11 protein-coding genes are annotated in these 13,742 nt (G+C 59.3%); 1 reads left to right on the top strand and 10 read right to left on the bottom strand.

The features are described from left to right. Positions 1-45: 45 nt before the first annotated feature. The 10 genes from ACP0GE_RS03130 to glyA all read right to left on the bottom strand — a co-directional run bounded on the left by ACP0GE_RS03130 (position 46) and on the right by glyA (position 12,940). Positions 46-1,398 carry an ABC transporter substrate-binding protein gene (locus ACP0GE_RS03130; RefSeq protein ID WP_424830545.1) on the bottom strand — a complete coding sequence of 451 codons (1,353 nt, stop codon included), beginning with the start codon at positions 1,396-1,398 and terminating at the stop codon, positions 46-48. A 416-nt stretch (positions 1,399-1,814) separates the two neighbouring features. After that, the gene (locus ACP0GE_RS03125; RefSeq protein ID WP_424830544.1) at positions 1,815-2,804 is read right to left on the bottom strand and encodes a helix-turn-helix domain-containing protein; all 990 of its coding nucleotides are present in this window, start codon (positions 2,802-2,804) and stop codon (positions 1,815-1,817) included. A 103-nt stretch (positions 2,805-2,907) separates the two neighbouring features. Further along, complete coding sequence (gene gcvP / locus ACP0GE_RS03120; protein WP_424830543.1) at positions 2,908-5,763, bottom strand: aminomethyl-transferring glycine dehydrogenase; 2,856 nt, start codon at positions 5,761-5,763, stop codon at positions 2,908-2,910. 177 nt (positions 5,764-5,940) lie between these two features. Beyond that, positions 5,941-6,306 carry a glycine cleavage system protein GcvH gene (gcvH, locus tag ACP0GE_RS03115; RefSeq protein WP_424830542.1) on the bottom strand — a complete coding sequence of 122 codons (366 nt, stop codon included), beginning with the start codon at positions 6,304-6,306 and terminating at the stop codon, positions 5,941-5,943. Between the two features lie 18 nt (positions 6,307-6,324). Continuing rightward, entirely contained in the window at positions 6,325-7,419 is a 1,095-nt protein-coding gene (gene gcvT, locus ACP0GE_RS03110; RefSeq protein ID WP_424830541.1) for a glycine cleavage system aminomethyltransferase GcvT, read from the bottom strand. 16 nt (positions 7,420-7,435) lie between these two features. Further along, the gene (locus ACP0GE_RS03105) at positions 7,436-7,858 is read right to left on the bottom strand and encodes a universal stress protein (protein WP_424830540.1); all 423 of its coding nucleotides are present in this window, start codon (positions 7,856-7,858) and stop codon (positions 7,436-7,438) included. A gap of 79 nt (positions 7,859-7,937) precedes the next feature. After that, complete coding sequence (locus ACP0GE_RS03100) at positions 7,938-9,308, bottom strand: alanine/glycine:cation symporter family protein (protein ID WP_424830539.1); 1,371 nt, start codon at positions 9,306-9,308, stop codon at positions 7,938-7,940. 24 nt (positions 9,309-9,332) lie between these two features. Further along, positions 9,333-10,277, bottom strand: a complete 945-nt coding sequence (gene lipA / locus ACP0GE_RS03095; protein WP_424830538.1) for a lipoyl synthase — start codon at positions 10,275-10,277, stop codon at positions 9,333-9,335. A 15-nt stretch (positions 10,278-10,292) separates the two neighbouring features. Further along, the gene (lpdA, locus tag ACP0GE_RS03090) at positions 10,293-11,675 is read right to left on the bottom strand and encodes a dihydrolipoyl dehydrogenase (protein ID WP_424830537.1); all 1,383 of its coding nucleotides are present in this window, start codon (positions 11,673-11,675) and stop codon (positions 10,293-10,295) included. Between the two features lie 11 nt (positions 11,676-11,686). Continuing rightward, the gene (gene glyA, locus ACP0GE_RS03085) at positions 11,687-12,940 is read right to left on the bottom strand and encodes a serine hydroxymethyltransferase (RefSeq protein WP_424830536.1); all 1,254 of its coding nucleotides are present in this window, start codon (positions 12,938-12,940) and stop codon (positions 11,687-11,689) included. A 148-nt stretch (positions 12,941-13,088) separates the two neighbouring features. On the opposite strand from glyA, the gene ACP0GE_RS03080 reads away from it, so the two are divergent. Beyond that, on the top strand, positions 13,089-13,691 hold the full coding sequence (locus ACP0GE_RS03080) for a helix-turn-helix domain-containing protein (RefSeq protein ID WP_424830535.1): 603 nt from the start codon (positions 13,089-13,091) through the stop codon (positions 13,689-13,691). Positions 13,692-13,742: the final 51 nt, after the last annotated feature.

Here is a 13,742-nt window from a genome sequence, read left to right as displayed (position 1 = left end):
GGGTGGCCGGGGCAAGACCGCATGCCCCGGCCGGTGGGGGTGATCTTACTGAACGATGAGGTTGTCGCCCAGTTTGGCGGTCAGTTCTGCCTCAAGCTCGGCCACCGCTTCGGCTGGTGTTTTCACACCGGTCCAGGCGGCTTCGAGTCCCTTGAACATGGCTTCGGAGTATGCCCCGTAATCCAGGTTGTTCGGCTGCGCATTGGCGCTGATCAGCAGGCGCTCGGTCGCTTCCGAAGCCCAACGGTCGTTGGCATAAAGCTCGATATTCGCTTGCTGCTGACCGATGCCCAGATGCGCCGACTTGATCGCGTGCAGCGAGTTCAGGCGCGGTTCCGAGGCGATTTTGACCAGTTGCGCCGCGATCTCTTCATGGTCGTCGTTTTCCTGATCGGTGATCAGGTAGACCAGCGGATGGGTGATGGTGTTGGCACGGCCACCTTCGTCGCCTGCCGGGATCAGCGAGAATTCGATTGTGCCAAAGAAATCCTCATTGCCTTCCTTGCCGGTGTAGCGGGCATAATGCCATGTGCCACCATGCCAGGTCGCGGCTTTGCCGTTGGCGACCTCGGTGTACCACTGGCCCCAATCGGTGCCCAGGTGGTTCTTGCGGGTGATACCAGCCTCAACTGCGTCGGCAAAGAACTGATAGAACCCTTCCATTGCGGCCTTGTCCAGCAACAGTTTGCCGGTCTCGGGGTCCTGCAGAACTCCGCCAAAGGATTGATAGAACTGGCCCCAATCCGGACCGTTGGACGGACGGGGATAGAAGCCATAGCCTTCTTCAACCAGACCTGCGTCAACGGCTTTCTTAGCGTCTTCCAGAACGTTTTGCAGTGTGTATTCGCCTGCGGCAACCTTTTCCGGCAGCGCCGCAATGTCATCATCCGAATAGCCAATACCACGCATCGTGTCCTTCCAGAAGAAGAACGGGCGGCTTTCCGCATCTTGAGGCAGACCCCACTGGATGCCGTTATAAGCAGCGATTTCCAACAGGTTCGGGTAAAGGTCATTCAGCGGCCAGGCGTCGAAATCCAGATAATCCTCGGCCGGAACGATATAGCCCGCCTGGCTCCATGGTGCGATGTCCAGGTGGCTGGTGACCACGATGTTCGGCGCTGTGCCGGCCTCGGCGGCCAGAGTCACGCCTTGCTTGAACTCTTCCCAACCGCCAAAGTCGCGCTTGCCTTCGACGGTGATGTTCAGTTCACGGCCTTCGATTGCGGCTTCACGCTCCAACATATCGGCGGCAATTTCAATGGCGTCGATGCGGTATGCATCAGCGTCGTTCGAGCCACCGGCCCAGACCGTGATGGTGACGTCCTCGGCCAGCGCCGGTACTGCCATCGCGCTCAGCAGCAGAGCAGCCGTAGTGCGTTTCAGGATTGATTTGGTCATGTATGATCCCCTTGTTGATCGGCATGCACGATTTGAACACGTGTGCAAAAACCTGTTATCCTCGATTCATGTAGCCAGTGTGACAAGAGCCAATTTTTGATCTTCATTTTTGAGAAAAGCTGAGCAACATCGAAAAATCACAGTTTCATGACAGTTTTTCGCTGTTGGATATCAAGTTGACTCTCCTCCCTTCCATTGGAAAATCTTGAACACGTGTGCAAGAATGTCAACTATTTAGTTTTTGAAAGCAACTCTGCTGAGGGATTTACACCCGCCGGGGTCAAGGCACGCGGCATTTTAGGCGCGCGATGCACCCGAAATCCTAAGTCATAATTGAATTGGTGATGTGCGTAGTTTCACACGTCGGTCATGCGGACCTTCGCTTCAGTCACGTAGCCGAGACTCATCTTGCGGTTCTATGACAGTTCTCCCGCATAACGGCGATTGCGGACAAGCTCGGGAGTAATGTTGTATTGGGCGCGAAATGCGCGCCCAAATGAAACGACGGAAGAAAAGCCCGTTGCCGTTGAAATCTCACGCCGTGTCATATCGGTATATCGCAGCAGGCTATGCGCCCGTTCAAGGCGAAGTTCACGATAAGTGGTCAGAAGCTTAACGCCGGTCTTGCCCAGGAAACGGCGCTGAAGCTGGCGCGTGGATGTTCCAAGCGCCCGGGACAGATCGGGAATCGTCAATGGATCTTCGACGTTTTTCAGCATCTCATCAATGGCCTGGACTACCACCGGATCGGCACCTGAACGTTGAACCAGACGGGTGGCAAGCTGGCTTTTGCATGTCGGCCTGGGTTCAGTCAGCCCGATGTAGCCGCGCAGCGCATCAGCAAGGTGTTCTCCATGGTCCAATGAGACAAACTCTGACAGCAGCCATAATGCGCTGAGTTTGGTGGACGCGCTGTGCACCCGATCCTCGGTCGAGCGGTACAGGGCAGACCCACAGTCAACCAGCCCAGCCTCTTGTGCTGCCGCTGCAAAGTTCGGGTGAATGGAAGCAATAGTTTGATCCGAGCGGGCCGAACGCGCCAACAGAAAAACTGCATCACCGACCAGAATTGAACGGGCAGACAGGTTCAATACCTGAGAAATCCAAGCCTTCTCCTGCCCTGCAAACTTCCAGGTTTTGCGGATATCGCCCCAAAAAACCGCTGTTCGCCCAGACCAATACAGCGGTCCGCCCGGAGGGTTTTCCGCAACGGTTCGGGTGTTGACGATATAGGTATAGTCTTCAACGATATCGTTCAGGGCTTGAAAAAAATCGACGACCAGTTCTGCAGACGTTGCCGCTTTTTCGCCGGACAGGATGATATCGATGTTTCGTGTGCGGTCAGGTGCAATGGATGCGGAATGGGTCGTGCGCGCATCTTCGTTCTCGAGGACATAGTGTTTCATTGCTCCTCCACCTGTTGGGTGCAGACAATGCCGGGTGTGGCATTGTCCAGTATTGTGCTTAGCCCCCGCCTTTTTTGGCGGGGGTTTTTGTTGTTTTGTGTTTTTACTCGGCTGCGTCTTGGTATGCGTCCATTGGGGGGCATGTGCAGATGAGGTTTCTGTCGCCATATGCGTTGTCGACGCGGTTGACGGGGGACCAGTATTTGTCGACGCCCATGGAGCCCGGAGGGAAGCAGGCCTGTTCTCGGGTGTAGGGCCGGTCCCAGTCGCCGACCAGATCGCGCACCGTGTGGGGGGCGTTTTTCAGCGGGTTGTTTTCCGCGTCGATCTTGCCGTCGATGATGTCCTGCGCCTCGGATCGGATCGAGAGCATGGCATCGCAGAAGCGGTCGAGTTCCGCCATGGGCTCGGACTCGGTGGGCTCGACCATCAGAGTGCCCGCCACCGGCCAGGACATGGTCGGCGCGTGGAAGCCTGAATCGATCAGGCGCTTGGCCACATCGTCGACGCTGACATGCGCCTCGGCGTCCAGCGGTCTGGTGTCGAGGATGCATTCATGCGCCACGCGGCCCGTCTCGGACGTGTAGAGGATCGGATAGGCGTCTTTCAGACGCGCCGCGATGTAGTTGGCGTTCAGGATCGCCACTTTGGTCGCCTGCGTCAGACCTGCACCGCCCATCAGCAGCACGTAGGCCCATGAGACCGGCAGAATGGACGGCGAGCCAAAGGGTGCCGCCGAGACCGGACCCACGGCGGTGCCGTATTCCGGGTGGCCGGGCAGGTGTTCGGTCAGATGCGCCTTGACGCCGATCGGACCCATGCCGGGGCCGCCGCCGCCATGGGGGATGCAGAAGGTCTTGTGCAGGTTCAGGTGGCTGACATCGCCGCCAATGTCTCCCGGACGCGACAGACCGACCATGGCATTCATGTTGGCCCCGTCGATATAGACCTGACCGCCATGGTCATGGGTGATCTGGCAGACCTCCTGCACGGTGGTCTCAAAGACGCCATGGGTGGACGGATAGGTGATCATGCAGGCGGCCAGATGATCCGAGTGCTTTTCCGCCTTGGCGCGGAAGTCCGCGAGGTCGATATTGCCGTTTTCATCCGCCAGAACCGGCACAACCTGCCAGCCCACCATCTGCGCCGAGGCCGGGTTGGTGCCATGCGCCGAGGTCGGGATCAGGCAGACGTTCCGCTGCCCTTCGCCGCGGGCAAAGTGGTAGTTGCGGATGGTCAGCAGGCCCGCATATTCCCCCTGCGCGCCCGAGTTGGGCTGCTGGCTGATCGCGTCATAGCCGGTGATCTGGCACAGCTTGTCGTTCAGGTCGGCGATCATCTCATGATAGCCCTGCGCCTGATCTTCGGGGCAGAACGGGTGCAGATTGCCGAACTCGGGCCAGGTGACCGGGATCATCTCGATCGTGGCGTTCAGCTTCATGGTGCAGGACCCCAGCGGGATCATCGCCCGGTCCAGTGCCAGGTCGCGGTCGGCCAGACGGCGCATATAGCGGGTGATCTCAGCCTCGGCCCGGTTCTGATGGAAGATCGGGTGGGTCAGGTATTCGCTTTCGCGCAGTGCGTAATCCGGCAGGCGATAGGCCACGTTCGAGCTGTCATCGGTGCGGTCAATGCCGAAGGCACCCCAGACGGCCTCGATGGTCTCGGGCCGGGTCTGTTCGTCCAGGCTGATGCCCACGCGTGTATCGCCGACCTTGCGCAGGTTCACACCGCGCGCCACGGCGGCCTCCATCACCGTTTTTTGCAGGTGGCCAACCTCAACCGTGATGGTGTCGAAGAACACTTCCGGCTCAACGGCAAAGCCCGCCTCTTCCAGACCAGCCGCCAGGCGCGAGGTCTTGCGGTGCACCGATTGCGCGATGGCCTTGATGCCGTCGGGACCGTGATAAACCGCATACATCGAGGCAATGACCGCCAGCAGCGCCTGCGCGGTGCAAACATTCGAGTTGGCTTTTTCACGCCGGATATGCTGCTCGCGGGTTTGCAGCGACAGGCGGTAGGCCTTGTTGCCACGGCTGTCGATGCTGACACCGATGATCCGGCCCGGCATCGAGCGCTTCAGCTTGTCGGTGGTTGCCATATAGGCAGCATGGGGCCCGCCATAGCCCATCGGCACGCCAAAGCGCTGGGTCGAACCGATGGCGATATCCGCGCCCATCTCGCCGGGGGATTTCAGCAGCGCCAGCGACAGGATGTCGGCGGCGACGATGGCGATGGCTTTGTGTTCATGCAGCGCGGCGATTTCCGATGTGAAGTCGCGCACGTGACCGTGGGTGCCGGGATATTGGAAGATCGCACCAAAGACGGCACCGGCCTCAAGGCTGTCGGGGTCACCCACCTGCACGTCGATGCCCAGAGGCTCGGCGCGGGTTTTAATGACCGCGATGGTCTGCGGGTGGCAGTTCTTATCGACAAAGAAGGCCGCGTTGTTGGCCTTGGACCGCCCGCCGCGCTTGGCCATCGCCATCGCCTCCGCCGCGGCTGTGGCTTCGTCCAGCAAGGACGCGTTGGCCACGTCCAGCCCGGTCAGGTCGCTGACCATGGTCTGGAAGTTCAGCAGCGCCTCAAGACGGCCCTGGCTGATCTCGGGCTGGTACGGCGTGTAGGCGGTATACCAGGCCGGGTTTTCCAGAATGTTGCGCAGGATCGGCGCGGGCGTTGTGGTGCCGTAATAGCCCTGACCGATCAGCGAGGTCAGAACGGTGTTCTTGCTCGCCACCTCTTTCATGTGGAACAGCGCGTCGCGCTCGGTCATCGCCGGACCCCAGTCCAGCGGCTCTTTCTGCCGGATCGCAGGCGGGACGGTGGCGTCGATCAGCTCGTCCAGCGTCTTGAAGCCGATCACCTTGAGCATGTCGCGCATCTCGGTGGGCGACGGGCCGATGTGGCGGCGGTTGGCGAAGTCATAGGCTTCGTAATCGGTCAGTTTGAAGGCCATGTGTTGCGCTCCTGTCGAATAGGTCAGGTCCGACCGGGCAGGCAGATGCCTCCGGCGGGGGGTGAGGGCCGTCCCTGAATCTGTCCGGGGGACAGATTCAGGCCCGAACGGGCGGAGCCCCAATCGGAAGCCCCTGATGAAGCGGGGGGAGCCCCAAAGGCGGGGCTCCGAATGTGGTTAGCCGATGAAGGCTTTGTAGGCGGCTTCGTCCATCAGGTCGTCCAGCTGCGCCGCGTCCGCAATCTTGATCTTGTAGATCCAGGCCTCGCCTTCGGGATCTTCGTTCAGCGCGCCGGGATTGTCGGCCAGCGCTTCGTTGACTTCCGTAATCTCGCCATCGACCGGGGCATAAAGTTCCGAGGCTGCCTTGACGGATTCGATCACGCCGATCTCGCCACCCTTTTCGAACTCGTCGCCCGCTTCCTGCTGCTCGACAAAGACCACTTCGCCCAACTGCTCGGCGGCATGTTTGGTGATGCCCAGCGTGGCGGTGTCGCCCTCAACGGTCAGCCATTCATGCTCTTCGGAATAATAGGTTGCCATGTTGTCTCTCTCCTGACTTCAACGCTTGTAATTCTGTTTGACGAAGGGCAGCGCCACGATCTGCGCCGGTTGCGCCTTGCCCCGGATGATCAGGTTCACCTTCTCGCCCGGCTCGCCATGGCCTTTGCTCACATAGCCCATCGCCACCGGGCCACCCACCGTGGGGCCAAAGCTGCCCGAGGTGATCTGACCGATGGTGTTGCCATTGGTACATTGCACTTCCACACCCTGACGCGCCGGGGCGCGACCTTCGGGCTTGATGCCCACCAGCTTGCGTGCGGGGCCCTCGGCCAGTTCCTTTTGCACGCGATCCGCGCCCGGAAAACCGCCTTCTTCCTTGCGGCGTTTCTGGATCGCCCAGCCCAGCGAGGCCTCGATCGGTGAGGTGCTCTGGTCAATGTCATTGCCATAGAGACACAGACCCGCCTCCAGCCGCAGGCTGTCGCGCGCGCCCAGACCCGCTGGTTCACAGTCCTCATGGGCCAGGAAGGCCTTGCTGATCTCGATCGCCTTGTCCTCGGGGATCGAGATCTCATAGCCATCCTCGCCGGTATAGCCCAGACGCGAGATACGGCATTCAACGCCGTTGATATCCGCCACGGTGGTTTCCATGAACTTCAGATCCCGCGCCGCAGGGCAGAGTTCGCCGACGACGTTTTCCGCTGCGGGACCTTGCACAGCCACCAGAGCCCGGTCGAAGATCTCGGTCACTTCGACACCTTCGAGGTTCGCTTCCATATGCGGAATGTCCTGATGCCGCAGCGCCGCGTTCACCACCACAAAATAGTGATCCCCCGCATTCGACACGATCAAATCATCCATGATCCCGCCGTCCGCGTTGGTAAAGAACCCGTACCGCGCCTTGCCCTCTTTCAGCGTCGCATAGGCCTGCGGGCACAAAGCTTCCAGCTTCTCCCCCACATTCTCGCCCCGCAAAATCACCTGACCCATATGAGACACATCAAACAACGCCGCCTTCTCACGACACTGCTTATGCTCCCCCATAATCCCCAAAGGATACTGTACAGGCATCTCCCAACCAGCAAAATCAACCAGCTTTCCTCCTAACTCAACGTGCAATGCGTGGAGAGGCGTGCGTTTAATCGCGGTCATCTTTCTAACCTTTCAATCAGCGGGATTGGTCGCGAACAACCATAACCGTGCAGTGTGCGTTGCGCACGACACGTGACAGGTTCGGGCCAATTTCGTAATTCGGGAAGTCGCCCTTGGTCGATGCCATGACGATCAGATCGAAACCTTCCTTATAGGCCAGTTTCAGGATTTCCCGGTAAACGCTGCCTTCTTCTACATGCACCGGCACGTCGGAGGCATTGCCGTGATCCAGAATGGTCTGAACCGCACCCCGCACGTGATCTTTGGCGCCTGCGCCGTAGTTGGCGGGCAGGTTCGGCAACTGGATGATCTCGGGGATGACGGCAACCGCGTGCAGTTCGGCCCCGTAGAACTTGGCCTGCTCCAATGCGAGCGGCAAGGCGTTTTTCCACGAGCGTTCGTCGGTATGGTCAATGGGCAGCAGGATTTTCGTGGCCATCACGTCTCTCCTCAAGATAGGGAATTCTGTTTCAAAACCGGGGGGCCGGGATGGCCCCCCGCATTTGTCAGGTTCGAACCTATTCGGCAGGCTTGCCGCCGGGCTCTTCGGACTGTCCACCCGAGGCGAAGAACTCTTTCGTCAGTTTGAAGACGATCGGGCTCAGCAGGGCCAGGGCGATCAGGTTCGGGATCGCCATCATGGCGTTCAGCGTATCCGCCAGCAGCCAGATGAAGCCCAGATCCGCAGTCGCTCCGAAGTAGATCGCGATGATCCACAGCACGCGGTAGGGCATCAGGGATTTAACGCCCAGCAGGAACTCGACGCATTTCTCGCCGTAGAACGACCAGCCCAGGATGGTGGTGAAGGCAAAGATCGACAGAGCGATTGCGATCAGGTGACCACCGCCCGGCAGCGAGTTTGCGAAGGCCAGCGAGGTCAAAGCCGCGCCCGATTCACCCGATGTCCATGCGCCCGACGAGATGATCGCCAGACCGGTGATCGAGCAGACGATGATGGTGTCGATGAACGTACCCAGCATCGCGATCAGGCCTTGGTTGACCGGCCCTTTGGTCTCGGCCGCTGCGTGTGCAATGGGAGCCGAACCCAGACCGGCTTCGTTCGAGAACACGCCACGTGCCACACCAAAGCGGATGGCGGCCCAGACGGCTGCACCCGCGAAACCACCTTCGGCAGCAGACGGGGTGAAGGCGTAGGTGAAGACCAGCGACAGCGCGTGGCCGATATTGCCGATGTTGATCAGCAGAACCAGCAGACCGGCGATGATGTAAGCAATCGCCATGAACGGAACCAGTTTACCGGCAACCGCACCGATGCGGGTGATGCCACCCAAAATAACTGCTGCGGTCAGGACCATCAGAACAACACCGGTGACCGAGGTGTTCACGCCGAAGTTCGATTCCAGAACTTGTGCCACGCCGTTGGCCTGCACGCCGTTGCCGATGCCAAAGGCTGCGATTGCGCCGAACAGGGCGAATGCAACACCCAGCCAGGCCCATTTCGCGCCGAGGCCATTCTTGATGTAGTACATCGGGCCGCCGACATAGTTGCCCAGCTCGTCTTTTTCGCGGTATTTCACCGCACAGACAGCTTCGGCGTATTTGGTGGCCATGCCCACCAGGGCGGTCATCCACATCCAGAACAAAGCGCCCGGACCGCCCAGGAAGACAGCAGTGGCCACACCGGCAATGTTGCCGGTACCGATGGTCGCCGACAGCGAGGTCATCAGCGCGTTGAACGGGCTGATCTGCCCTTCGCCCTGACCCTCACGGCCTTTGAACAGCAGGCTGAAGCCCGTGCCAATGCGCAGGATCGGCATGAATTTCAGCCCCACCTGCAGGAAGAAGCCGACGCCAAGGATGAGAACCAGCATCAGCGGCCCCCACACGACGCCATTGATGGCCCCTACGATTGAATTTAACGCTTCCATGGTATCCCTCCCATTTGCGTTTGGTTATGCCCTGTTCGCGATAGCCCGTTGCCGGGCTTGCTTGAGAGCAGCGAAGTCTTCGTCCGCGTGGAACGATGAACGGGTCAGCGGGGTTGCCGACACGTGCAGAAAGCCCTTGGAACGTGCGATCTGTTCCAGTTGGGCGAACTCCTCCGGTGACCAGAACCGGTCGATTGGATGGTGTTTCGGGGTCGGTTGCAGGTATTGCCCAACCGTCAGAAAATCGACTTGCGCCGCGCGCAGGTCATCCATCACCTGCCTTACGTCGTTCAGGCTTTCGCCAAGGCCGACCATCAGGCCGGATTTGGTGAAAATTTCTGGATTGGCGCGCTTGGCGTCGTCCAAAAGTCGCAGCGATGTGTAATAGCGCGCACCGGGGCGGACCGTCGGGTACAGATGCGGGACGGTCTCCAGGTTGTGGTTGAACACGTCCGGCGCGGCCTCGTATACGATGTCTGCTGCATTGCCTTTGCCCAGAAAATCAGGGGTCAGAACCTCGACCGTTGTGCCAGGGTTCTGATGGCGCACGGCGCGGATGGTCTGGGCGATATGTTCGGCCCCGCCATCGGCCAGATCATCTCGATCCACCGAGGTGATCACCACATGACGCAGGCCCAGTTTCTTGACCGCTGCCGCAACCCGACCCGGCTCGAACGCATCCAGCGCGTCGGGGCGACCGGTGGCGACGTTGCAGAAGGAACAGCCGCGCGTGCAGACCTCGCCCATGATCATCATGGTCGCATGGCGTTTGGACCAACACTCGCCAATATTGGGGCAGGCAGCCTCTTCGCAGACGGTCGCCAGATTATGCTCTCGCATCAGGCGACGGGTTTCGTAGTACTCGGCGCTATCGCCCTTTTTCTTCCGAATCCACTTGGGCTTGCGCGGGATGACACTGTCAGCCTTCTTGGCCTTTTCAGGGTGGCGTGGTCTAAGCTGGATGGTCATCTGGCTGGTTCCCCCTTACGCGTGAATTGCGCGGCCCATGGCGTCAAGACAGGCTTCTTTGACCGCCTCTCCCATGGCCGGGTGCGCGTGGCAGGTGGCTGCGACTTCGGCGACGGTAGCACCTTTGGTCATGGCCAGAACCAGCTCGGCGATCAGATCGCCGCCATGGGCACCGCAGATATGCGCGCCGAGGATTTTGCCGTTCGGATCAGCCAGAACCTTGACCGCACCGTCGGTTTCACCGGTCGAGCGGGCGCGCGAGTTTGCCATGAAGGCGAACTTGCCAACCGAATACTCTACCCCGGCCTCTTTCAACGCCTCCTCGGTTTGACCGACCGAGGCGACTTCGGGATCAGTGTACACGACGCCGGGTACGGTGTCGTAGTCGACATGTCCGCCCTGCCCGGCCAGCATCTCGACACAGGCGACGCCATCTTCTTCGGCCTTATGTGCAAGCATCGGGCCGGGTACGCAGTCGCCGATGGCATAAACACCGGGAACCGAGGTCTGGAACGTGGCATCCACCTCGATGAAGCCACGCGGGTTCTCAGCAACGCCGAGGTCTTCAAGGCCTAGCCCGCGCGTGACCGGACGGCGGCCGACGGCGATCAGGACCTTGTCGGCCTCGATCACTTCTTCTTTGTCCTTGCCGACGCGATCAACAGTCAGGGTCAGGCCGGCTTCGGTTTTCTCGACCGACTTCAGTGCCCGTCCCAGCTGAAATTTCAGCCCGCGCTTGGACAGTGCCCGCTGCGCCAGTTTGGCAATCTCGCCATCAATGCCGGGCAAGATGCGGTCCAGATATTCGACCACAGTGACTTTTGCGCCCAACCGTGCCCAGACCTGACCCAGTTCCAGGCCGATTACACCTGCGCCGATCACGACCAGATGCTCTGGCACAGAGTCCAGTGCAATCGCGCCGGTCGAGCTGAGGATGTCCTGTTCATCAATCTCAATCCCCGGCAGCGAGGTCGGCTCGGACCCGGTGGCAATCAGAATATTCTTGGCCTCGTGAACCTCATCACCCACTTTGACCTGCCCGGCGGCGGGAATACTGGCCCAGCCCTCGATCAGATCAACGCCGTTCTTCTTGAACAAAAAAGCGATGCCCTTGGTCAAATCGCCGACGATCTTCTCCTTGCGCCCCATCATTGCAGGCACATCAATGCTGGCCCCCTCGACCGCAATACCGTGGGAGGAGAGATGAGCAAGTTCGGCATATTTGGCCGAGGAGGTCAGCAACGCTTTGGAGGGGATGCACCCCACATTCAGACAGGTTCCACCCAGCGCCCCACGTCCCTCAACACAGGCCACTTTCATGCCCAACTGCGCCGCGCGGATTGCAGCGACATAGCCGCCGGGCCCGCCACCGATGACAATAAGGTCGTAGGTACTCATTGGGTCTTCTCTTAGTAAATCGGATGGCTTGAGCAGAGCGCCGCAACTTTTTTGCGGGTTTCTTTCTCGACTGCCGCATCACCCTCGGGCGATTTTGCCAGCGCATCCAGGACGTCACCGATCAGGTTCCCGATCTGTTTGAACTCTTCCGGCCCAAAGCCACGGCTGCACCCGGCGGCGGTGCCAAGGCGGATACCGCTTGTAACCGTGGGTTTCTCGGGGTCGCCCGGCACGCTGTTCTTGTTGCAGGTAAAGCCTGCACGCTCTAGCGCTGCCTCGGCATCTTTGCCTGTCACCCCAATTGGGCGCAGATCGACCAGCATCAGGTGGTTCTCGGTCCCGCCTGAAACAATGTCACAACCACGCGACATCATGACCCCGGCCAGCGCCGATGCGCTGTCGACCACGCGTTGCATGTATTCCTTGAACTCGGGCTTCAGTGCCTCGCCAAAGGCGACGGCCTTTGCCGCGATCACATGCATCAGCGGACCGCCTTGCAAACCCGGGAATACTGCCGAATTCATCTTTTTGGCCAAGGCTTCATCATTCGTCAGGATGATCCCGCCGCGCGGGCCGCGCAGGGTCTTATGAGTGGTCGATGTGATGACGTGCGCATGCCCCACCGGAGAGGGGTGCAGTCCGGTCGCAACCAGACCAGCGATATGCGCCATATCAGCCAGCAACCAAGCGCCAACCTCGTCCGCGATGGCGCGGAAGCGGGCAAAGTCGATGATCTGCGAATAGGCCGACGCACCGGCGATGATCAATTTAGGCTTTTCAGCCTTGGCCAGTTCCTCAACCTGATCGTAGTCAATCAGCCCGGCATCGGTCAGACCATACTGAATTGGGCGGAACCACTTTCCGGACTGTGCGGGTTTAGCGCCATGGGTCAGGTGGCCGCCAGCATCCAGCGACATACCAAGGATCGTGTCGCCGGGGCTGAGCAATGCCAGCTTGACTGCTCCGTTGGCCTGAGCTCCTGAATGCGGTTGTACGTTTGCGTATTCGCACCCAAACAGCTTTTTGAGCCGTTCAATGGCTTCCACCTCAACCTCATCAACGTATTCGCACCCGCCATAGTAGCGACGACCGGGATACCCTTCGGCGTATTTATTGGTGAGAACCGACCCTTGCGCGTCAATCACGGCCTGAGAGACAATGTTTTCAGATGCGATCAGTTCGATCTGCTCGGCTTGACGTGTGCCTTCCCGCGCAATCGATGCTGCGATGATCGGATCGGCCTCACTAAGCGATGTTTTGAACATAGTCTTTTCCTCCGGTATCGAATCCTCAGTTCGAAACTGTGTTTCCTATAGTGGAATTTATCCCCATATGGCAACATATTTGTTTAAAATGTGACGTTGCATGCTGAAAAGGGAATTTGTAACCTTTCCTGAAACAGGGGGATTCCATTTGAGCGAAGAGAACCAGAGCATCGTTTCCGGACAGGAAGATCAAGACGATGGCGCAGCACTGGGCCGATCCATTCGCGATGCACGTCGCGCAAAAGGTTGGACATTAGAGGAAGCTGGCCGTGCTGCCGGCATCGGGCGTTCGACATTGTCAAAGATCGAGAACAACCAGACCAAGCCAAGCTTTGACATCGTTCGACGCCTGACTCAGGCGCTGGATATGAACACGCCACAATTGTTTCTGCAAACCGGGCAGACCGGGATTACAGGGCGGCGCGATTACACACCCAAAGGTCAGGGAGAGCTGAGAGACACGCCCACCTACCTGCATGAATTGCTATGCACCGAGCTCACCAGCAAGCGCATGTTGCCCTACATCGCAACGATCAAGGCGCGTGACATCTCAGAATATGAGAACTGGATCCGGCATTCGGGTGAAGAATTCATGTATGTGCTGAGCGGCGAGTTGACCTTCGTCTCCGAGCACTATCGTCCGCTTCCAATGAAGGCCGGAGACTCTCTATACTATGACAGCGGTATGGGTCACGGTTGTATTTCAACTAGTGATGAGGATGCACAGGTCTTGTGGGTGTCTTTGGAGTGATGTCACTCGCACCCGGTTAACCAGCTAGTTGACATAAAGGCTGGGTCTGGC

Origin of the sequence: Ruegeria sp., assembly GCF_965243365.1 — a bacterium.
GTDB lineage: Bacteria > Pseudomonadota > Alphaproteobacteria > Rhodobacterales > Rhodobacteraceae > Ruegeria.
Note: the sequence above shows the minus strand (reverse complement) of the source record. Positions and strands in the feature narration are given on the sequence as shown.